The 20,341-nt window shown below is 69.6% G+C and carries 25 protein-coding genes; 14 read left to right on the plus strand and 11 right to left on the minus strand.

Going from position 1 to position 20,341, the window contains the following annotated elements; all coding sequences use genetic code 11:
• Window positions 1-26: 26 nt before the first annotated feature.
• Both ABD882_RS05435 and ABD882_RS05440 read right to left on the minus strand, forming a co-directional pair.
• Window positions 27-482, minus strand: coding sequence for a hypothetical protein (locus tag ABD882_RS05435; RefSeq protein WP_345185126.1), 456 nt, complete (start codon window positions 480-482; stop codon window positions 27-29).
• Window positions 483-616: 134 nt separating this feature from the next.
• Window positions 617-1,585 carry a COX15/CtaA family protein gene (locus tag ABD882_RS05440; protein WP_345185128.1) on the minus strand — a complete coding sequence of 323 codons (969 nt, stop codon included), beginning with the start codon at window positions 1,583-1,585 and terminating at the stop codon, window positions 617-619.
• Between the two features lie 235 nt (window positions 1,586-1,820).
• Here ABD882_RS05440 and sufB point away from each other — a divergent pair, with 235 nt between their 5' ends.
• The 6 genes from sufB to ABD882_RS05470 all read left to right on the plus strand — a co-directional run bounded on the left by sufB (window position 1,821) and on the right by ABD882_RS05470 (window position 7,197).
• Window positions 1,821-3,239: a Fe-S cluster assembly protein SufB gene (gene sufB, locus ABD882_RS05445; RefSeq protein WP_345185130.1), complete on the plus strand. Its 1,419-nt coding sequence runs from the start codon at window positions 1,821-1,823 to the stop codon at window positions 3,237-3,239.
• A 1-nt stretch (window position 3,240) separates the two neighbouring features.
• A complete protein-coding gene (gene sufD / locus ABD882_RS05450) occupies window positions 3,241-4,461 on the plus strand; it encodes a Fe-S cluster assembly protein SufD (RefSeq protein ID WP_345185131.1) in 1,221 nt (406 codons plus the stop codon).
• Window positions 4,458-4,793: a non-heme iron oxygenase ferredoxin subunit gene (locus ABD882_RS05455; RefSeq protein ID WP_345185134.1), complete on the plus strand. Its 336-nt coding sequence runs from the start codon at window positions 4,458-4,460 to the stop codon at window positions 4,791-4,793. Before sufD ends, ABD882_RS05455 begins: the two co-directional genes overlap by 4 nt.
• A 58-nt stretch (window positions 4,794-4,851) precedes the next feature.
• Complete coding sequence (gene sufC, locus ABD882_RS05460) at window positions 4,852-5,622, plus strand: Fe-S cluster assembly ATPase SufC (RefSeq protein WP_345185136.1); 771 nt, start codon at window positions 4,852-4,854, stop codon at window positions 5,620-5,622.
• Window positions 5,623-5,631: 9 nt separating this feature from the next.
• Window positions 5,632-5,961 carry a metal-sulfur cluster assembly factor gene (locus ABD882_RS05465; protein ID WP_345185138.1) on the plus strand — a complete coding sequence of 110 codons (330 nt, stop codon included), beginning with the start codon at window positions 5,632-5,634 and terminating at the stop codon, window positions 5,959-5,961.
• 78 nt (window positions 5,962-6,039) lie between these two features.
• The gene (locus tag ABD882_RS05470) at window positions 6,040-7,197 is read left to right on the plus strand and encodes a MalY/PatB family protein (RefSeq protein ID WP_345185140.1); all 1,158 of its coding nucleotides are present in this window, start codon (window positions 6,040-6,042) and stop codon (window positions 7,195-7,197) included.
• Window positions 7,198-7,230: 33 nt separating this feature from the next.
• Here the strand turns inward: ABD882_RS05470 and ABD882_RS05475 are convergent, their stop codons facing one another.
• Complete coding sequence (locus ABD882_RS05475) at window positions 7,231-7,818, minus strand: TetR family transcriptional regulator (RefSeq protein WP_345185142.1); 588 nt, start codon at window positions 7,816-7,818, stop codon at window positions 7,231-7,233.
• Window positions 7,819-7,890: 72 nt separating this feature from the next.
• On the opposite strand from ABD882_RS05475, the gene ABD882_RS05480 reads away from it, so the two are divergent.
• The 4 genes from ABD882_RS05480 (at window position 7,891) to abc-f (ending at window position 11,486) form a co-directional block, all read left to right on the plus strand.
• Entirely contained in the window at window positions 7,891-8,508 is a 618-nt protein-coding gene (locus ABD882_RS05480; RefSeq protein ID WP_345185143.1) for a biotin transporter BioY, read from the plus strand.
• Window positions 8,505-9,185 (plus strand): energy-coupling factor ABC transporter ATP-binding protein, encoded by a 681-nt coding sequence (locus tag ABD882_RS05485; RefSeq protein ID WP_345185145.1) that lies wholly within the window; start codon window positions 8,505-8,507, stop codon window positions 9,183-9,185. The genes ABD882_RS05480 and ABD882_RS05485 overlap by 4 nt, the downstream gene beginning before the upstream one ends.
• A complete protein-coding gene (locus ABD882_RS05490; protein WP_345185146.1) occupies window positions 9,182-9,775 on the plus strand; it encodes an energy-coupling factor transporter transmembrane component T family protein in 594 nt (197 codons plus the stop codon). Before ABD882_RS05485 ends, ABD882_RS05490 begins: the two co-directional genes overlap by 4 nt.
• Window positions 9,776-9,887: 112 nt before the next feature.
• Window positions 9,888-11,486: a ribosomal protection-like ABC-F family protein gene (gene abc-f, locus ABD882_RS05495; RefSeq protein ID WP_345185149.1), complete on the plus strand. Its 1,599-nt coding sequence runs from the start codon at window positions 9,888-9,890 to the stop codon at window positions 11,484-11,486.
• A gap of 36 nt (window positions 11,487-11,522) precedes the next feature.
• Here the strand turns inward: abc-f and ABD882_RS05500 are convergent, their stop codons facing one another.
• From ABD882_RS05500 to ABD882_RS05515, 4 genes are read right to left on the minus strand one after another with little or no spacing between them, the layout of a single operon-like run.
• Window positions 11,523-12,347, minus strand: coding sequence for an SURF1 family cytochrome oxidase biogenesis protein (locus ABD882_RS05500; protein WP_345185151.1), 825 nt, complete (start codon window positions 12,345-12,347; stop codon window positions 11,523-11,525).
• A complete protein-coding gene (locus ABD882_RS05505; RefSeq protein ID WP_425563330.1) occupies window positions 12,344-12,562 on the minus strand; it encodes a hypothetical protein in 219 nt (72 codons plus the stop codon). Before ABD882_RS05505 ends, ABD882_RS05500 begins: the two co-directional genes overlap by 4 nt.
• Window positions 12,559-12,921: a DUF3099 domain-containing protein gene (locus tag ABD882_RS05510; RefSeq protein ID WP_345185153.1), complete on the minus strand. Its 363-nt coding sequence runs from the start codon at window positions 12,919-12,921 to the stop codon at window positions 12,559-12,561. Before ABD882_RS05510 ends, ABD882_RS05505 begins: the two co-directional genes overlap by 4 nt.
• 38 nt (window positions 12,922-12,959) lie before the next feature.
• Complete coding sequence (locus ABD882_RS05515; RefSeq protein WP_345185155.1) at window positions 12,960-13,514, minus strand: DUF4190 domain-containing protein; 555 nt, start codon at window positions 13,512-13,514, stop codon at window positions 12,960-12,962.
• Window positions 13,515-13,630: 116 nt separating this feature from the next.
• On the opposite strand from ABD882_RS05515, the gene fabG reads away from it, so the two are divergent.
• Window positions 13,631-14,341: a 3-oxoacyl-ACP reductase FabG gene (gene fabG / locus ABD882_RS05520; protein WP_345185157.1), complete on the plus strand. Its 711-nt coding sequence runs from the start codon at window positions 13,631-13,633 to the stop codon at window positions 14,339-14,341.
• 33 nt (window positions 14,342-14,374) lie between these two features.
• Here fabG and ABD882_RS05525 read toward each other — a convergent pair whose 3' ends face one another.
• From ABD882_RS05525 to ABD882_RS05535, 3 genes are read right to left on the minus strand one after another with little or no spacing between them, the layout of a single operon-like run.
• Window positions 14,375-15,067: an alpha/beta fold hydrolase gene (locus ABD882_RS05525; protein WP_345185160.1), complete on the minus strand. Its 693-nt coding sequence runs from the start codon at window positions 15,065-15,067 to the stop codon at window positions 14,375-14,377.
• Between the two features lie 33 nt (window positions 15,068-15,100).
• On the minus strand, window positions 15,101-15,736 hold the full coding sequence (gene serB, locus ABD882_RS05530; RefSeq protein ID WP_345185162.1) for a phosphoserine phosphatase SerB: 636 nt from the start codon (window positions 15,734-15,736) through the stop codon (window positions 15,101-15,103).
• Between the two features lie 43 nt (window positions 15,737-15,779).
• The gene (locus ABD882_RS05535; RefSeq protein WP_345185164.1) at window positions 15,780-17,024 is read right to left on the minus strand and encodes a glucose-1-phosphate adenylyltransferase; all 1,245 of its coding nucleotides are present in this window, start codon (window positions 17,022-17,024) and stop codon (window positions 15,780-15,782) included.
• A gap of 46 nt (window positions 17,025-17,070) precedes the next feature.
• On the opposite strand from ABD882_RS05535, the gene glgA reads away from it, so the two are divergent.
• The 3 genes from glgA to ABD882_RS05550 all read left to right on the plus strand — a co-directional run bounded on the left by glgA (window position 17,071) and on the right by ABD882_RS05550 (window position 19,437).
• A complete protein-coding gene (gene glgA / locus ABD882_RS05540; RefSeq protein WP_345185165.1) occupies window positions 17,071-18,255 on the plus strand; it encodes a glycogen synthase in 1,185 nt (394 codons plus the stop codon).
• 16 nt (window positions 18,256-18,271) lie between these two features.
• Window positions 18,272-19,057, plus strand: a complete 786-nt coding sequence (locus ABD882_RS05545; protein WP_345185167.1) for an ABC transporter ATP-binding protein — start codon at window positions 18,272-18,274, stop codon at window positions 19,055-19,057.
• Window positions 19,058-19,179: 122 nt separating this feature from the next.
• Window positions 19,180-19,437, plus strand: a complete 258-nt coding sequence (locus tag ABD882_RS05550) for a type B 50S ribosomal protein L31 (protein WP_345185168.1) — start codon at window positions 19,180-19,182, stop codon at window positions 19,435-19,437.
• Between the two features lie 171 nt (window positions 19,438-19,608).
• Here ABD882_RS05550 and ABD882_RS05555 read toward each other — a convergent pair whose 3' ends face one another.
• Window positions 19,609-20,340 carry a 3'-5' exonuclease gene (locus ABD882_RS05555; RefSeq protein ID WP_345185170.1) on the minus strand — a complete coding sequence of 244 codons (732 nt, stop codon included), beginning with the start codon at window positions 20,338-20,340 and terminating at the stop codon, window positions 19,609-19,611.
• Between the last annotated feature and the right edge of the window lies 1 nt (window position 20,341).

The raw sequence follows: 20,341 nt of genomic DNA on the forward strand, positions 1-20,341 counted from the left end.
GGGCGGCGCTTCGCATGCGCGCGGGATTATCGCGTGCCGACGGGTTCGATCTCCTCGGCCTCGGCCTCGGCCTCCTCGGCGCTGGCCTCCTCGGTGACGGCATCCTCGACATCGGCGACCTCCGGCGCAGGCGCGTCGACCGTTTCGGCAGAGTCGGAGAAGTCCGTGAAGGGCTCCGCAGCGGTCTCTGCGGCCACGACCGGGGTGGCGGCGGCGACGAGGGCGGTGGCGGCCGCGAGGGCGAGGGCGAGCAGCACGCCGAGCACACCGGTGCCGAGCAGGGTGGCGCCGACCACGATCCACGACTGGCCACCGTAGACCTCGAGGCCGGTCGCGCTGCCATCGCCGAGGGTCTTCGTCATAGTGCCGAGATGCTGGGCGATCAGGACCGCTCCGCCGGCGGCCAGACCGACCGAGGCGACGAGAAGGATCCAGAACGGGACGCTGCGGATCAGAGCGGGACGGGACTGTAGGGGTTTCATGCCCCCAGGGTTCCTGGCGCACCCATGCACGGCCTCTGCATCGGCTATGAGCCGAATATGTGCGCTGACGGGACGGGGGGAACGGTCCCGGCATTTCGGGTGCCGGGACCTGCGTGGGTGACGCCGTGGAATTCTCAGTCGATCGCGATCGCGTCGTCCGTGTCGATCGGCCGCTTCAGCTGCAGCACGAGGGCGGTGCAGACCGCGACGAGGACGGCGGCGAGGACCATGTGCACGCCGACGGCGAGCGGCGGCAGCGCGTTGCGGGCCTGGTAGAGGCCGATCGCGATCTGCACCAGCTCCACCGCCAGCAGGCCGATCGCCCAGGCGCGGATCGCCGTGAGACCACGCAGGAACGCGATCACCACCAGCACGAGCGTGAGCGCGAACAGGGTGTACGCCGGCCACGAGTGCACATGCTCGAGCACGGTCGCGTCGAAGCCGTTGCGGAGCGTCACGGCGGGGTCGCCCGAGTGCGGACCGGCACCGGTGGTCAGCACGCCGACGACGACCGTGACGGCCAGCACGAACGAGGTGATGTGGGTCAGGATCGCGACGCCTGGGGGCACCGTCCGCTCGCGCGCCCCGCGGGGCCGGTCCATCCGCACCAGGAACGCGGCCGTGACAGCGACGAGCCCGAGCGAGACCAGGTAGTGGAAGGCGACCATGTTCGGGTGCAGCGCGAAGATCACCAGGATCCCGCCGACGACGCCCTGCAGCAGCACGCCGCCGAACACGATCCAGGCCATCGTCCAGAGGTCCTTGCGCTGGGTGCGCAGCCGCGAGATCAGCACGATCACCAGGACCGCGGCGAGCCCGACGAAGAAGCTCAGCCCGCGGTTGCCGAACTCGATCAGGGAGTGATAGCTCTGCTGCGCCGTGGGGAACAGCGAGTCCGGCGTGCACAGCGGCCACTCGCAGCCCAGCCCCGAATCCGTCAGCCGCACGGCGCCGCCCGTGCCCACGATCGCGATCTCGAGCACGAACGAGATCCACGCCACGACGCGGACCCTCGCGTCGACGCGATCCGGCAGCCACTCACGGATGCGGCCCAGGAATCCGGGTCGTGCAGCGGCAACGGGCGAGGTCGCGGTCTCGGGCATAGCTCCTCCGGACCCTCCCGGCGCGGCGGACTGCGGCCCGCATGTCAGGGGGAACCTGTAGAATCTTGGGTGTGTGGTGATGGCCGCGGAAGCGCGGGCAGCATCCCGCACAGTTTAGGCGCGAACGCTATGCGTCCATGATGAGGGCCCAGAGCGGCACCCGCTTCCCGCAGACTCGGCGGGATCGACGGTGTGCCGGGGCGGATGAACCGTTACGGCCCAAGAGGAGAGTGTGATGTCGGATGTGCTGATCGACCGCCCGGAACTGGATGGGCTGGGGGTGTACGAATTCGGCTGGCACGACGCAGATGCGGCGGGCGCCAGCGCGCGTCGCGGCCTCTCCGAGGGCGTCGTGCGTGACATCTCGGCGCTCAAGAGCGAGCCCGAATGGATGCTGAAGAACCGTCTGAAGGGTCTCGCGCTCTTCGGCCGCAAGCCGATGCCGACCTGGGGTGCCGACCTCAGCGAGATCGACTTCGAGAACATCAAGTACTTCGTGCGCTCCACCGAGAAGCAGGCGCAGTCGTGGGAAGACCTCCCCGCCGACATCCGCGAGACCTACGAACGACTCGGGATCCCCGAGGCCGAGCGCCAGCGACTGGTCGCGGGCGTCGCCGCTCAGTACGAGTCCGAGGTCGTGTACCACCAGATCCGCGAGGACCTGGAGGCGCAGGGCGTGATCTTCATGGACACCGACACGGCGCTGCGCGAGCACCCCGAGTTCTTCACCGAGTACTTCGGCACCGTGATCCCCGCGGGCGACAACAAGTTCGCCGCTCTCAACACCGCGGTCTGGTCCGGCGGATCCTTCGTGTACGTGCCCAAGGGCGTGCACGTGGAGATCCCGCTGCAGGCGTACTTCCGCATCAACACCGAGAACATGGGCCAGTTCGAGCGCACGCTGATCATCGCCGACGAAGACAGCTACGTGCACTACATCGAAGGCTGCACGGCGCCGATCTACAAGTCGGACTCGCTGCACTCCGCGGTCGTCGAGATCATCGTGAAGAAGAACGCCCGGGTGCGCTACACGACGATCCAGAACTGGTCGAACAACGTCTACAACCTGGTCACCAAGCGCGCGGTCGCGTACGAGGGCGCCACCATGGAGTGGGTCGACGGGAACATCGGATCCAAGGTGACGATGAAGTACCCGTCCATCTACCTGATGGGTGAGCACGCCAAGGGCGAGACGCTCTCGGTCGCCTTCGCCGGCCCCGGTCAGCACCAGGACGCCGGCGCCAAGATGATCCACATGGCGCCGTACACGCAGTCCTCGATCGTGTCGAAGTCGATCGCCCGCGGCGGTGGCCGCGCCGGCTACCGCGGTGAGGTCCGCGTCGACGCGAACGCGCACCACTCCGCGAACACGGTCCGCTGCGACGCACTGCTCGTGGACACCAAGTCCCGCTCCGACACGTATCCCGCGATCGACATCCGTGTGGACGACGTGCAGCTCGGCCACGAGGCCACCGTGTCGAAGGTCAGCGAGGAGCAGCTGTTCTACCTGCAGTCCCGCGGCATGCCCGAGGACGAGGCGATGGCGATGATCGTGCGCGGCTTCATCGAGCCGATCGCGCGCGAGCTGCCCATGGAGTACGCGATGGAACTGAACAAGCTCATCGAGATGGGCATGGAAGGATCGGTCGGCTGAGATGACGGCCCCCACCACCGCACCCGAGGCCACCGCGCCCTCCGAGGTACAGGACACCCACGCCCATGTCGATCCGGCCGCCCAGGTCGCGCACGCCGGAAAGACGATTCCCGTGCAGACCCGCTCGGAGCGCCTGCACTCGTTCGACCCCGCCGAGTTCGGTGCGCCGACTGGCCGCGAGGTCAACTGGAAGCACACTCCGGTCGCGCGGCTGACACCGCTGTTCGAGATCGCAGGATCCGGCGCAGGGGTCGCTGTCGAGATCAGCGACGAATCGTTCCTGCGGCCCGCGCTCGGGTTCGGCGACGCCCCTCGCGGCGAGGTCTTCCGGCCGGAGGACGTCGTGGCAGCCGTGGCCTGGCAGGGCACCGCCGAGGCGACCCACCTCGCGATCCCCGCCGGCGACGAGATCACGGAGCCGATCTTCGTGCGCCTGACCGGCCAGGATGCGGGGATCCGCGCCGATGAGCATCTCGTCATCGAGGCCGGCGTGAACAGCTCGGCCACGGTCGTGCTCCAGCACACCGGTGCCGCCCAGCTCGCGCAGAACGTCGAGATCCTGGTCCGCGACGCCGCCAAGCTCACCCTGGTGACGGTGCAGCAGTGGCAGGACGACGCGATCCATGCCTCCTCGCACCAGGCGCGGATCGATCGCGACGCGCATCTCACGCACATCGTCGTCAGCTTCGGCGGCGGCGTCGTGCGCGTGAACCCGACCGTCGAGCTCGCCGGAGCCGGCTCTGAGGCGCGCCTGTACGGCCTGTCGTACGCGGACGCCGGGCAGCACCTCGAGAGTCAGGTCTTCCTGCACCACAAGGGCGCGCACACCACGGGCGACGTGCTCTACAAGGGCGCGCTGCAGGGTGCGGGCGCGCACAGCGTGTGGATCGGCGACGTGCTGATCGGCCCCGACGCCACCGGCACCGACTCTTACGAGGCGAACCGCAATCTCGTGCTCACCGAGGGTGCGCGCGCCGACTCGATCCCGAACCTCGAGATCGAGACGGGCGACATCCTCGGAGCCGGGCACGCCAGCGCGACAGGTCGTTTCGACGACGAGCAGCTGTTCTACCTGCAGTCTCGCGGCATCGACGAGCAGGAGGCGCGCCGGCTGGTGGTGCTCGGGTTCCTCAGCGACATCGTCCAGCGCGTGCGCATCCCGGCCCTGGAGGAGGAGCTCCTGCAGGCGATCGAGGTCGAGCTGGCGGCGGTGGACGCGTGAGCGCGCAGCGCGCCTGCGCGGTCAGCGAACTGCAGGAGGACACGCCGCTGCGCGTCGTGCTGGACGACGTTCCGATGGCGGTCGTGCTCGATTCCGAGGGCGTGATCCACGCGATCGGCGACACCTGCACGCACGGCGACGTCTCGCTCTCGGAGGGTTTCGTCGAGGGCAAGACTCTGGAGTGCTGGGCCCACGGATCCGCCTTCTCGCTGTGCTCCGGCAAGCCGCTGAACCTGCCGGCCTACGAGCCGGTCCCGGTCTACATCGTCGAGATCGACGGCGACGACGTCATGATCGACCCCACTCTCACGAAGGACGTCAGCGCTCTCTGAGCGCCGGTCACCGCACCGCGTCCCCTTACGAAGCTTCACGACAACGAAGGAATCATCCATGTCTGTCCTCGAGATCACCGACCTGCACGTCACGGTCGAGACCGACGCCGGCACCACGCCGATCCTGAACGGGATCACGCTGACCATGCGCACGGGCGAGACCCACGCGATCATGGGCCCGAACGGATCCGGCAAGTCGACGCTCGCCTACACGATCGCCGGCCACCCGAAATACACCGTCGCGAGCGGCTCGATCACCCTCGACGGCGAGGACGTCCTCGCCATGACCGTCGACGAGCGCGCCAGGGCCGGCCTGTTCCTGGCCATGCAGTACCCCGTCGAGATCCCCGGTGTCACCGTCACCAACTTCCTGCGCACGGCCAAGACCGCGCTCGACGGCGAGGCGCCCGCGATCCGGCAGTGGACGAAGGACGTCAAGCACGCCATGTCGAACCTGCGCATGGACCCGAAGTTCGCGCAGCGCAATGTGAACGAGGGTTTCTCCGGCGGCGAGAAGAAGCGCCACGAGATCCTGCAGCTCGAGGTGCTCAAGCCGAAGATCGCCGTGCTCGACGAGACCGACTCCGGCCTCGACGTGGACGCGCTGAAGATCGTCTCGGAGGGCGTGAACCGCGCCAAGGAGCAGACGAATCTCGGTGTGCTGCTGATCACGCACTACACCCGCATCCTGCGCTACATCCGCCCGGACTTCGTGCATGTGGTGGTCGCGGGCAAGATCGTCGAAGAAGGCGGCGCCGAGCTCGCCGACCGGCTCGAGGACGAGGGCTACGACCGCTTCCTCGACCCCAGCGCCCCCGTCGAAGCGTAGGCTGGAACCATGACCGCGACCCTGACCGGAGAGAAGTACGACGAGGTCACCGAGGCGCTCAAGGACGTCGTCGATCCCGAACTCGGGATCAATGTCGTCGACCTCGGTCTCATCTACGATCTGTCCTGGGACGAGGAGAACGACGCCCTCGTCATCCACATGACGCTCACCAGCGCCGGCTGCCCGCTGACCGACGTGCTCGAGGAGCAGACGGGCCAGGCTCTCGACAACGTCGTGGACCAGTTCCGCATCAACTGGGTGTGGATGCCGCCGTGGGGTCCGGAGCGGATCACCGACGACGGGCGCGACCAGATGCGCGCCCTCGGCTTCGCGATCTGAGCCGACGCGCTTTCGAAGGCCTGACGCCGTATGACGGCGCCGGGCCTTTGGCGTCGCTGCGCTCGATAGGCTCGGACGGTGACGATCGCCCCGCTCCAGGCTCTGCCGCTCGACCAGCTCCGCCGCCGTTCCAGCACGAAGTGGCGCACCTATCCGGAGGATGTGCTGCCGCTGTTCGTCGCCGAGACCGACTTCCCGCTCGCCGACGCGGTCACGCAGCGGCTGCGTGACGCGCTCGACCTCGGCGACACCGGCTACACCCCGCCGGACCCGGGGCTGCGTGACGCGTTCGCCGCGTATGCGCAGCGCCGCTTCGACTGGACGGTGCAGCCCGACCGGATCCGCTCCACGTGCGATGTGATGATGGGCGTCGTCGAGATCCTCCGCGCCGTCATCGCCCCCGGCGACCGGGTGATCGTCACCCCACCCGTCTATCCGCCGTTCTACGACTGCGTAAAGGAGGCGGGCGGCGTCGTCGAGCGCGTGCCGCTCGTCGACGTGGACGGATCCTGGGCGCTCGATCTCGACGGGATCGAACGATCCCTGGCCGCGGGTGCGCGCGCCGTGCTGCTGTGCAACCCGCACAACCCGACCGGCACCGTGCATGCGCGGGCCGCGCTCGCGCGCCTGGCCGAGATCGCCGCCGCGCACGGAGCCGTCGTGGTGAGCGATGAGATCCACGCCCCGCTGGTGCAGCCGGGCGTTCCGTACACCCCGTTCCTGGCGGCGTCGCCGGAGGCGGCGGAGATCGGCTACACCGTCACCAGCGCCAGCAAGGCCTACAACCTGGCCGGTCTCAAGTGCGCGATCATGGTGACCGCGAGCGAGCAGACGGCGGCGGTCGTGCGGGCGCTCCCGCCCGAGGTCGAGTGGCGCACCGGCCTGTTCGGAGCCCTCGCCGGCGTCGCCGCGTGGAGCCAGGACAGCGACGCGTGGCTGGATGCGCTCCTCGCCGCCCTGGACCGCAATCGCCGGCTGCTGGCCGAGCTGCTGGCCGAGCATCTGCCGGAGGCCCGGTACCGGATGCCGGACGCGGGCTACCTCGCCTGGGTCGACCTGCGCGACCTGGGCTGGGGTGACGACCCTGCGGGCCGGATCCTGCGCGATGCGCGTGTCGCGCTGAATCGCGGCCCCACCTTCGGCGACGAGGGCCACGGGCACGTGCGCATCAACCTCGGCTGCGCCCCGGAGGTGCTCACCGAGGCCGTGCAGCGGATCGCTGCGCTGCGCGGCTGAGCGGACTGCCCGTCGGCCTGATCCCGGGCCGGATCATCCCCGCGCCGCGGACCGAGGGACCGCGCCGCGGCTGAGCATCCCGATGCCGGCCTCGAAGACCGCGGCGGAGTCGTCCGGCACGGCATCGCCGGGCGTCGCGGCGGCGCCGTGGCTCTCGCCGTGCATGCGCTGCTGCACGAGGGAGGCGTGGCCGAGGATGAACTGCAGAACAGCCGCGGCCGCGAGGTCGGGCGCGTCGACGCCCGCAGAACGCAGCGCGGTGAGCAGCACCTCGTGCGCGCGGGTCGAACTCGGACGCAGAGCCGCCGAGCTCATCACGACCTCCGCGCCGTCGCGATAGGCGAGCAGCGCGTCGCGCACACTGCGCGCCGCGGGGAGAAGCGCGTCGTCCCCGTCGTGGGCCAGAAGGGAAGGCGCGATTCGGGCGAGGATCCGCTCCGCGACCGCGGCGAGCAGGTCCTGCTTGCTCGAGAAGTGCCAGTACAGCGCGCTGGGCTGCACATCCAGCTCCGTCGCCAGGCGCCGCATCGTGAGGTCGGGGAGGCCGTACCGATCCAGCAGGTCGAGGGCGACGCTCACGATGTGCTCGCGGTCGTGCCGTCCGGTGCGCGCAGGGGTCATGCGATGAGTATACTGAACGCCGTTCAGGTGAACAGTGTTCAGGTACCGATCCCACTCTCTCGAGGAGCCCGCATGACAGCCACGACCTCCCGGCCCGCCGCACGCCTCGGCGCCGCGGACCTCGCCCGCATCGCCGTGTTCGCCGCCCTGATCGTGGTGCTCGGAGCCGTCGTCGTTCCGCTGGCCGGGGGAGTGCCCGTCACCGGGCAGACGCTCGGAGTGATGCTGGCAGGCACCGTCCTCGGGGCGCGGCGCGCGCCCTGGGCCGTGCTGCTGGTGCTGGTGCTCGCCGCGGTGGGGCTGCCGGTCCTCGCCGGAGGGCGAGGCGGCCTCGGCGTGTTCGTGGGGCCCAGCGCGGGGTACCTACTGGGCTGGCTGGCGGGCGTGGTCGTGATCGGGTTGATCGCGCGCTCCGGTGCTGGGCGGCTGCAGTGGTGGCGTGTGGCGCTCGGCTGCCTCGTCGGCGGCGTCGGCGTCGTGTACCTGTTCGGCGCACCCGTGCAGGCACTCGTGCTCGGCACCCCGTTCTGGCCGACCGCGCTGGCCAGTCTCGTCTTCCTTCCCGGCGATCTGATCAAGGTCGCGCTGGCCACGGTCCTGACTCTCTCCCTCGCCCGCGCCTACCCCCCGGCGTTCGGGACGGCCTTCCGGCTGCGCGAGGCCGCGCCGCGGGGGATCGCGGCCCCGTGACCGTGACCCGGATCCTGCTCGATTCCGTCTCCGTGATCCGCGACGGCCGGCGGATCCTCGACGATGTGTCGCTGGACCTGGACAGCTCCAGGATCGCCGTGATCGGCGAGAACGGATCGGGCAAGTCCACGTTCGCGCGGCTGCTGAACGGGCTGCTGACACCCTCGCACGGCCGGGTGATCGTGCACGGCCTGGATCCCGCGCGCGACGGGGCCGCGCTGCGCCGCAAGGTGGGGTTCGTGTTCACCGATCCGCAGGCCCAGATCCTGATGCCGACGCCCGCGGAGGACCTCGCACTGTCGCTGCGCGGGCTGCCGCGTGCCGAAGCCGCCCGGCGCGTGGCCGAGACGCTCGCCGAGCACGGCCTCGCCGAGCGGGCGGACGTGCCGGCGACGGAGCTGTCCGGAGGGCAGAAGCAGCTGCTCGCACTGGCCTCGGTGCTCATCACGGAGCCGGCGCTGCTCGTCGCCGACGAGCCCACCACTCTGCTGGATCTGCGCAACGCCCGGCGGATCGGCGATCTGCTGCTCGCCCAGGAATCGCAGCTGGTCGTGGTGACGCACGATCTCGAGCTCGCCGCGCGCTGCGACATCGCGGTGCTGTTCCGGGATGGTCGGGCCGTGGCGGTCGGGGCTCCTGCGGAGATCCTCGAGGAGTATCGGATGCAGTGCGCATGATCTCGCTCTACGTGCCGGGCAGGAGCGTGGTGCATCGCCTGCCCGTGGGCGCGAAGCTCGTGATCCTCGCGATCTGCGCCCTGGTCATCTCGCTGCTCCCGCAGGACGGGATCGTCGGGGCCGTGTGCCTGCTCGTCGTCTGCACGCTGTATCCGCTCGCGCGGCTGCGGTGGCGCGTGCTCGGCGCAGAGCTCTGGCGACCGCGCTGGCTGGTGCTCGTCCTGGGGGCCGCGCTGTGGATCTTCGCCTCGCCGCTCGCCGCCTGGGTCAGTACGACGCGGGTGGTCGCGCTGGTGCTGCTCGCGAGTCTGCTCACGCTCACGACCCGGATGGGAGAGCTGATGGCGGTGCTGGTTCGGATCCTGCATCCGCTGCGGCGGCTCGGCGTGGACCCGGATGCCGCCGCTCTCGCGGTGTCGCTGACGATCACGATGATCCCGGTGGTAGCGGGCTTCGCGGCGCAGCTGCGCGAGGCGCAGCGTGCGCGGGGTGTGCGCTTGGGCGTCCGTGGGGTCGTGCCTCTGCTCGTGCGCACGCTGCGGCACGCGGATCAGGTCGGCGAGGCGCTCAGCGCCCGCGGCCTCGGGTGATCCGCCCCGCCCTGCCTGAGGGCGCACGCAGATCGGAATCCGTGACCGCGCCTATACTGGGAGGCTGGCCATCCGGCCGCCGAACCCCCTTGCTGAAGAACGGACGTCTGCTGTGCTCGCCGTGCACGACCTCGAGATCCGCGTGGGTGCGCGCCTGCTCATGGAGAACGTCTCCTTCCGCGTCGCCGACGGCGACAAGATCGGCCTGGTCGGCCGCAACGGCGCCGGCAAGACCACGCTCACGAAGGTGCTCGCGGGGGATCTGATCTCCGCCGACGGCAAGGTCGAGCGCAGCGGCGAGCTGGGCTACCTGCCGCAGGACCCCCGTTCCGGCGATCCGGAGATGCTCGCGCGCACCCGGATCCTGGACGCGCGCGGTCTCGGCTCCCTGCAGCTGGGCATGCGCGAGGCCTCCGAGCAGATGGCGTCGTCCGACCCCGCGGTCGCCGAGAAGGCGATGAAGCGGTTCGGCAATCTGACCGAGCGCTTCGAGGCGCTGGGCGGGTACGCGGCCGAGGCGGAGGCCGCGTCGATCGCGAACAACCTGTCGCTGCCGGATCGGATCCTCGACCAGCCGCTGAAGACCCTCTCCGGCGGTCAGCGCCGTCGCATCGAGCTCGCCCGGATCCTGTTCTCCGACGCGCAGACGATGATCCTGGACGAGCCCACCAACCACCTCGACGCGGACAGCGTGGTGTGGCTGCGCGAGTTCCTGAAGGGCTACAAGGGCGGGCTGATCGTGATCAGCCACGACGTCGAGCTGGTCGGCGAGGCCGTCAACCGGGTGTTCTACCTGGACGCGAACCGTCAGACCATCGACATCTACAACATGAACTGGAAGAACTATCTGCGCCAGCGGGTGGCGGATGAGGAGCGCCGCAAGAAGGAGCGCGCGAACGCCGAGAAGAAGGCGACCTCGTTGCAGCAGCAGGCGGCCCGCTTCGGGGCGAAGGCCAGCAAGGCCGCGGCCGCGCATCAGATGGTCGCCCGCGCGGAGAAGCTGCTCAGCGGCCTCGACGAGGTGCGCCAGGTCGACCGCGTCGCGAAGCTGCGCTTCCCCAAGCCCGCGCCCTGCGGCAAGACCCCGCTCATGGCGTCCGGCCTGTCGAAGTCCTACGGCTCGCTGGAGATCTTCACCGACGTGGATCTCGCGATCGACCGCGGCTCCAAGGTCGTCGTGCTCGGCCTCAACGGCGCGGGAAAGACCACGCTGCTGCGGATCCTCGCCGGGGTCGACAAACCGGACACCGGCGGACTCGAACCGGGGCACGGTCTGAAGATCGGGTACTACGCCCAGGAGCACGAGAACCTCGACGTCTCGCGTTCCGTGCTCGAGAACATGATGTCGGCCGCCCCGGACATCAACGAGACCGAGGCGCGCAAGGTGCTCGGATCCTTCCTGTTCACCGGCGACGATGTGCTCAAGCCCGCGGGCGTGCTGTCCGGTGGGGAGAAGACCCGGCTGTCGCTCGCGACGCTGGTCGTCTCCGCGGCGAACATGCTGCTGCTCGATGAGCCGACGAACAACCTCGACCCGGCTTCGCGCGAGGAGATCCTGGGTGCGCTCGCGCACTACGAGGGCGCCGTGGTGCTCGTCTCGCACGACCCTGGAGCGGTGGCCTCGCTGAATCCGGAGCGCGTGCTGATCCTGCCCGACGGCGTCGAGGACATCTGGTCGAAGGACTATCAGGACCTCATCGAACTCGCCTGAGGTCCGCCCTGCCGCGCCTCGGGCGCCGCGGGCGAGTCACCGGTCGACGGCGTCGAGCAGCGCGTCCTCATCGTCCATGTCGCGGTCGCGGCGCCGACGCGGTTCACGGGGCGGACGTCCGGCCGCCTCGTCGCGATGCTTGATGACCTCGGTGCGGATCACGTAGCCGATGAAGATGAAGCCCATCACGGCGAAGAGGATCCACTGGATGGCGTACGACAGGAAGGGTCCCGGATCGTTCGACGGCGCGTCGAAGGCGAACGGACGCGAACTCGGCGCCGGCGATTCGGAGACCAGTTCACCGTAGGCACTGGTCTCGACCGGAACGGATCCGCCGATGGTGTCGGCGACGAGCGGGAGGTTGATGCTCGGCACCTGACCGGCAGGGGCGCCCCGGCCGGAGGGAGGCAGCGGCTCGCCGGGACGCAGGCGAGCCGTGAGCGTGACCTCGCCCTTCGGCGGAACGGGCACCGAGGTCGGCACGTCCTTCTCGCCCGGAGGGACCCAGCCCCTGTTCACGATGAACAGCCGGCCGTCGTCGGTGCGGAACGGCACGAGCACCTCGAACGCGCTTGTGCCGCCGTGCGGGCGGTTGCGCACGAGCAGCTGATCCTGCGGCTCGTATCGGCCGTGCACCTGCACGGGATGCCACTCGTCCGAGGGCCGCATGGTCGCGCCGGGCGCGAGCAGCGAGGTGAGCGGCACCGGCTTCGCGTCGTAGTTCTGCTGGACGAGTTCGAGCTGGGTCTGACGGCCGTCGTTGCGGGTGAACTGCCAGTTCGACAGATAGGCGCACACGAGGGCGAACAGGATCGCCACGACGAGATAGGCACTCCAGCGGAGCAGACGCTGACGCATCATCCGAGTTCGCCCTCCGCGATCCGGGTGTCGACGCTGACCGGGAAGTCCCGGGCGCTCAGATAGTCGCGCAGGAATGCGAGGTGCTCGTCGCACGCGAGCCAGACCTTCTGCCGTTCAGGGCCGTGGATGCGCGGATTGCGCCATACGATGCGGTACGTCGCCGGCGCACGGCACCCCGCCCGCGAGCACTTCGCCGCGGTGTTCTTCACGATCACGGGCGCGACTCGGCGCCGTGCACGGTCGGCGCCGTCTCGGAAAGCGTGATCACGTCGTGCGCGGGGGGCGTCTGCTGATCCGCGCCCGACGCGGCCTCGATCCCGATCCGCGGCGACTCGACCGTCGTGACGACCGAGTCGTCACCGGCGTTCGCGAACACGACGGCGATGTAGGGCAGCACCGCGGCGGCGATCCCGAACACCCAGGTCCACCAGCCGATCGGCTGCACGAAGAACATCAGCAGGAAGCACACCATGCGGATCGACATCGTGATGACGTACTGGCGCACGCGTCCCTGCGCCTCGTCGCGCGGTGCGCGCGGGAGGGAGGTCACGGCGGCGTCTGGAGTCCTTCTCACGATGACTCCAGCCTACGCCGCCGCGACCGCGGCGGCGCTCAGTACGAGCTGCCGCTCTGCGAGATGGCGAAGATGAGGCCGATGATCACGAACCCGCCGATGATGAGGTTGAGCGCGGCGCCGACGTATCCCAGTACGAGGCCGGTGATGCCCAGGCCCTTGCCGCCCAGCTCGGGGTCGCGCTTGATCCGGCCCAGGCTCATGTGGCCGGTGATGATCGCGGCGACCGATGCGAGGAACGGAAGGACCAGATAGGCGACGATGCAGAGCACTACACCGGCGATGCCGCAGATGAGCGCGGTGATCGCCAGTCCGTTGGACTTCTTCGGCGTCGCGTAGGGCTGCCCATAGGGCTGGGCGTACGGCTGGCCATAGGCGGGGGCGCCGGGCGGTGCATAGCCCGGTGCGGCGGGTGCTGCTCCAGGATAGGTCGGTGCCGCCCCGGGATAGGCGGGGGCGGGCGGAACCGGCGCCTGCGGGGCGGGAGCCGCACCCGGATACGCAGGCTGCTGCTGCGGAGGCACGGGCGCGCCGGGATACGGGGGCGGCTGCTGCCCCGGGTTCTGCGGGTATCCGCCCTGGTCATTGCTCATGGGAATGTCCTCCTGGTTCACCTCAAAGATTCCGTGCCGCCAGGGCCGTGTCAATTCCCGGAGCAGGATTCCGTCGCTAGGCTTGCGTGCCGTACACCTCACTCTGGGAGACCTGCATGAGCACTGATCGAGTCGTCCTCGTCACCGGCGGCAACCGCGGCATCGGCCGCGCCATCGCCGAGCGCTTCGTGCGGGACGGATACCGGGTGGCTGTGACGGCCCGCAGCGGCGAAGGACCGGAAGGAACCCTGACCGTCCGCGCCGACGTGACCGATGCCGCCGCCGTCGACGCGGCGTTCACCGAGGTCGAGCAGAAGCTCGGTCCGGTCGAGATCGTTGTCGCCAATGCCGGCATCACCAAGGACACCCTGCTGCTGCGCATGAGCGAGGACGACTTCGACAGCGTCGTCTCCACGAACCTCGGCGGATCCTTCCGCGTCGTGAAGCGGGCATCGAAAGGAATGCTGAAGGCGCGGTTCGGCCGGGTGATCCTCATCTCCAGCGTCGTCGGGCTGTACGGCTCCGCAGGGCAGGTCAACTACTCCGCCTCGAAGAGCGGCCTCGTCGGTTTCGCGCGCTCACTCACGCGGGAGCTCGGCGCGCGCGGCATCACGGCGAATGTCGTCGCTCCCGGCTTCATCGAGACCGACATGACGGCCGAACTCCCCGAAGACACCCAGAAGCAGTACAAGGCGAGCATCCCCGCCGGACGGTTCGCGTCGGCGGATGAGGTCGCCGGCGTCGTCACCTGGCTCGCGTCCGACGACGCGGCCTACATCTCCGGTGCCGTGATCCCCGTCGACGGCGGCCTCGGCATGGGCCACTGACCCGCCCCCTTCTCCGCCTGGGCTGACCCCGCGTCAGCGCACCGCCGCCACGAGCAGCTCGGCGAGCCTTTCCGGCACCGAGAACTGCGGCCAGTGCCCGGATCCGATCCGGACGACCTCGACATCGCGGATCTTCCGATACTCGTCGCCGTAGGCGCCCCACCGGGCGACATAACCCTCCACCTCGTTCTGCGTGAGCGAGCCCATGAGCAGCGTGACGGGCACGTCGTAACGGCGCTCGTCGGAGAGCACGATCGGATCCGTGGGCACGTGCGCGGGCACGCTGAGCGCGGTGCGCGCCGTGGCGGCCCTGGTCGGCACATCGAGGTCGCGCACCTCTTCATCGGGGAAGAACTCCCATCCCGGGAACGGGATCACGCCGTCGACGAGGTCGAACTCGCTGATGCCGGAACCCGCCGGCGGTGGCACCGAGTCGACGAACACCGCTCGGGCGACCCGATCGGGACGTGCGTCGACCGCACCCCAGATGACGTTGCCGCCCCCGGAGTGCCCGACGAGCACGACCTCGTCCTCGGCGCGATCGACGGCGTCGATGACCGCATCGATCCAGTCCTGCAGGCGGATCCCCGAGGAGGACGCGGCGCCCTGCCCGAGCCCGGGCATGGTCAGCGCGACCGGGGTGTGGCCCGCCTCATGCAGCGGGCCGACGACCGGCGCCCAGGAGTCGCCGTCGAGCCAGAGTCCGGGAACGAGGATGATGTCCATGATCCGACGCTACGACGGGCCACGGACATGGTGCTACGGCAGCAGCGGGATGACCTCGGCCAGATCCCGCGGACCGATCACGAGCGCCGCGGCCGCGCGCACCGCCGGCTTCGCGTTGAACGCGAGGCCGAGCCCCGCGACGGCCATCATCCGGAGGTCGTTCGCGCCGTCCCCGATCGCGATCGTGGCGTGCGGAGCCACACCGAGCTCGGCGGCCCACTCCTGCAGGGCGACGGCCTTCGCCTCGGCGTCGACGATCCCGCCCTCGACCCGGCCGGAGAGGGCGCCGTCGATCACCTCCAGCCGATTCGCACGCCAGCGATCCACGCCGAGATCGGGCGCGACCGTGTCGAGGATCTCGTGGAAGCCCCCGGAGACGACGCCGACGACACCGCCGCGCGCATGCACCTCGGTGATCAGTTCACGCACGCCCGGCGTCGGCTCGATGCGCGACAGCACGCGCGCGAAGGCCGCGACGGGCACACCGGCCAGCGCAGCGACGCGCGAGCGCAGGCTCGTGGCGAAATCGACCTCACCGCGCATGGCGGCCTCGGTGGCAGCCTGGACCTCGTCGCGGCGGCCGGCCTCTTCCGCGAGGAGCTCGATCACCTCGTTGCGGATCAGCGTGGAATCGGCATCGAGGACGACGAGGAAGCGCGCGGAGGTCACCCGACGAGCGTAGCCGCCGAGGCGGGCGCGACGTGGCGGTGTGTCAGCGCTCGACGGTCACGCCCTTGCCGACCACGGTCAGTCCGGTGTCGGTGATCGTGAAGCCACGGGCGAGGTCGCGCTCGCGATCCACGCCGACGGTCGCGCCGTCCAGCAGCACCACGTTCTTGTCCAGGATCGCGCGGTGCACACGGGCGCCCTGACCGACCCGCACGCCGTCGAACAGCACGGAGTCGGTGATCGTCGATCCGCCCGCCGCGAGCGTCCACGGTCCGACGACGCTGCGCTCCAGGTGCGTGCCGGAGAGCACCGATCCGAGCGACACGATCGAGTCAATGGCGTTGCCGATGCGGCCGACCGAGTCGCGCACGAACTTGGCGGGCGGCGAGTTCACCGCCTGCGAGTGGATCGGCCACTCCATGTTGTACAGGTTGAAGATCGGCAGCGTGGAGATGAGATCCATGTGCGCGTCGAAGAACGACTCGATCGTGCCCACGTCCCGCCAGTACGAACGGTCGCGCGGGGAGGATCCCGGCACCTCGTTCTGCTTCATGTCGTAGAAGGCGGCCTCGCCGCGGTCGACGAAGTAGGGCACGATGTCCCCGCCCATGTCGTGGTTCGACGTCGCCAGCTCGCCATCGGACTCGACCGCCTCGATGAGCGCGTCGGTGTCGAAGATGTAGTTGCCCATGGATGCGAGCACCTCATGGGGCGAGTCCGGCAATCCGGTCGGATCGGACGGCTTCTCCAGGAACTGGTTGATGCGCCCCGATCCGTCGGCGGCGACGTCGATCACGCCGAACTGGGAGGCGAGGGCGAGTGGTTGGCGGATGCCGGCCACGGTCGCGCGTGCTCCCGATGCGATGTGCGCGTCGAGCATCTGCTGGAAGTCCATCCGGTACACGTGATCGGCGCCGATGACGATCACGATGTCGGGCTTCTCGTCGAGGATCAGGTTCAGGCTCTGCAGGATCGCGTCCGCAGACCCGGAGAACCAGCGCTTGCCCAGACGCTGCTGGGCCGGCACCGAGGCCACGTACGAGTCGAGCAGCGCCGACATCCGCCAGGTCTGGGAGATGTGCCGGTCGAGACTGTGCGACTTGTACTGGGTCAGCACCACGATCTGTCTCAGCCCGGAGTTGATCAGATTCGAGATCGCGAAATCGATCAATCGATACTGCCCGCCGAACGGAACAGCTGGCTTGGCGCGATCCGCGGTCAGGGGCATGAGGCGCTTGCCCTCGCCCCCGGCGAGGATGATCCCGAAGACCTTCTTTGGTGCCGACATGCGTCCACCATAGAGCCAGGTCGATGCATGTACTAGCGTTCACGACATGCGCGTCGACATCATCACCAAAGAGTACCCACCGGAGATCTACGGAGGGGCCGGTGTGCATGTCGCGGAGCTCGTGAAGGCCCTGCGTTCGAGCATGGAGGTGCGGGTCAGAGCCTTCGGCGCGGAGCGGGATGAACAGGGCACGACAGCATACCGAACGCCAGATGAACTCGCCGGCGCGAACGCCGCGCTGCAGACCCTGGGCACCGACCTCGTGATCGTTCCCGACGTCGCCGGGGCGGACGTCGTGCACAGCCACACCTGGTACGCGAACTTCGCCGGGCACATCGCCGCGCAGCTGCACGGCATCCCGCACGTGCTGACCGCGCACAGCCTGGAGCCGCTGCGCCCGTGGAAGGCCGAGCAGCTCGGCGGCGGGTACGCGGTGTCCAGCGGCATCGAGCGGCTCGCGTACGAGAACGCGGCGGCGATCATCGCCGTGAGCGCCGGGATGCGCGCCGATATCCTGCGCAGCTACCCCCAGGTGGATCCGGCGAAGGTGCGGGTCATCCACAACGGCATCGACGTCGAGGCCTGGCACCCTGTCGAGGATGCCGACTTCGTGCGCGCGCAGGGCATCGATCCGGATCGCCCCTCGATCGTCTTCGTGGGCCGGATCACTCGCCAGAAGGGCCTGCCGTACCTGCTCCGCGCCGCGGCGCTGCTGCCGCCCGAGGTGCAGCTCGTGCTGTGCGCCGGCGCCCCGGACACCCCGGAGATCATGGCGGAGGTGCAGGAGCTCGTGCGCGGGCTGCAGGGCACTCGCCAGGGCGTGGTGTGGATCGAGCGCATGCTCCCGCGCCACGAGCTCTCGGCGATCCTGACGGCCGCGACGACGTTCGTGTGCCCGTCGATCTACGAGCCGCTGGGCATCGTGAATCTCGAGGCGATGGCCTGCGGCGCGGCCGTCGTCGGCACCGCGACAGGGGGGATCCCGGAGGTCGTCGACGACGGCGTCACCGGGCGTCTGGTCCCGATCGAGCAGGTGCAGGACGGCACCGGGACCCCGGTGGATCCCGACCGCTATGTCGCCGACCTGGCGGCGGTGCTCACCGATGTCGTCTCGGATCCGGCACGTGCGAAGGCCTACGGCGAGGCCGGCCGGATCCGCGCTGCCGCGGACTTCAGCTGGGCCGCGATCGCCGACACGACGCGGGCGCTCTACGAGGAGCTGACGGCCTGACCGATAGGCTGGCACCATGCCTGCCGTCCTCGAATTCTCGGATGTCGTGGTCCGCCGCGACGGCCGCAACATCGTCGATCACCTCACCTGGACGGTCCAGGACGACCAGCGCTGGGTGGTCCTCGGGCCCAACGGCGCGGGCAAGACCACGGTTCTCCAGCTCGCCGACACGCTGATGCACCCGACCACGGGCCGAGTCGACATCCTGGGGGAGACCTTGGGCCGCACGGACGTGTTCGAGATCCGGCCTCGGATCGGGTTCGCGTCCTCGGCGATGGCCCGGCGCATCCCCGGTGACGAGACCGTGCTGAACACCGTGATGACGGCGGCGTACTCGGTGATGGGCCGCTGGAACGAGAGCTACGAGTCGCTCGACGAGCGGCGTGCGATGCGCGTGCTCGAGCAGTGGCACCTCGAGCATCTGGCGGAGCGGTACTTCGGCACGCTCAGCGATGGCGAGCAGAAGCGCGTGCAGATCGCGCGCGCCGTGATGACCGATCCGGAGCTGCTGCTGCTCGACGAGCCCTCGGCCAGCCTCGACCTGGGCTCGCGCGAAGAGCTGCTCGGGCTGCTCAGCGGCTTCGCCCAGTCGCCGACCACGCCCGCGATGGTGATGGTCACGCACCACGTCGAGGAGATCCCGGTCGGGTTCACGCACGTGCTGCTGCTGCGCGACGGCGCGATCGTCGCCGCCGGACCCATCGAGCAGACGCTCACCGCCGAAGCACTGAGCCAGGCGTTCGGCATGCCGATCGCGCTCGACCGCGTCGACGGCCGCTACGCCGCGCGCGCCGCGTCCTGACGGCAGCTCGCGACCGGGTTCCTGAGCCCGGCGGAGGACTGCTAAACTAGACCCTCGGTGCTTTCTGCACCACAGACTTCCCTCGTCCCTGGCACAATCCAGGGCACCACGTAAGGAATCCCATGAAGACTGACATCCACCCCGACTACCAGGCTGTCGTGTTCCGCGACCTCGGCTCGGGCGACACGTTCCTGACCCGTTCGACGGTGACCAGCGACAAGACGATCGAGCTGGACGGCGTGGAGTACCCCGTCATCGACGTCGAGATCTCCTCCGCCTCGCACCCGTTCTACACGGGCAAGCAGCGCATCATGGACTCGGCCGGCCGCGTCGAGAAGTTCAACCAGCGCTTCAAGAACTTCGGCGGTTCCTCCAAGTAATCGCCTGTGCGAAGGCCCCCGGCTCCTCGGAGCCGGGGGCCTTCGTCGTATCCGCGGGTGTGTGCGTGGATGCTCGGGAGCGAGCGCTTCGCGCGGAGAAGTACGCCAGCTTCGGACTGATGCGCGGATTCGGTCCGAACTTCGTGCACATCTCCGAGGCAGGCGCCCGGGTCACACGTCGAGGCGGATCCGGTCGTCGTCGCGGACGGGCCAGCGGCCGTCGAGTCGCTCTGCGGGATCGATCCGGCCGATGCGCACGAAGTAGTCCGTGAGGCTCGCGGCCTGGGCGCGGGCCCAGCCGATCTGACGGGTGTGCAGCTCGCCCGCGCTCTCCGGCATCGGGAACCGCTGCGCGAGCGCCTGCGCGACCCGTCCCGCGGCGACCGCGTCGGCCGAGGCGTCGTGCGCGCCGGTGAGGTCGACACGGTAGTGCGCGGCGACGATCTCCAGCGTGCGCTTGCCGGGACGGTAGCGGTCGTAGGCCTTGTCGATGACGAGCGGATCGATCACGGGCGACGGCGACTCCAGCGGCGCGATCCCGTGCCGCCGCGCCTCGTGCGTCAGCAGCGAGAAGTCGAACGCGGCGTTGTACGCCACGATCGGCACGCCCTGATCCAGCAGCGACCGCAGCGCGCCCACGATCCCGGCCACGACCTGCGCGGCGGGTGCGCCGTTGCGGCGCGCCCGCTCGGACGTGATGCCGTGGATCGCGGTGGCGGCGTCCGGGATCGGGATGCCCGGATCGGCGAGCCAGGTGCGGGCGGCGATCTCGGCGCCGTGGTGGTCGAGGACGCCGACGTGCGCGCTCACGATCCGGTCGCGGGTCACATCGATGCCGGTCGTCTCGAGGTCGAACACGCCGACGCGGGTCAGCCACGAAGGGAGGGCCGGGGAGGTGCTCATG

The sequence above is a fragment of the Microbacterium panaciterrae genome (genome assembly GCF_039541635.1).
GTDB lineage: Bacteria > Actinomycetota > Actinomycetes > Actinomycetales > Microbacteriaceae > Microbacterium > Microbacterium panaciterrae.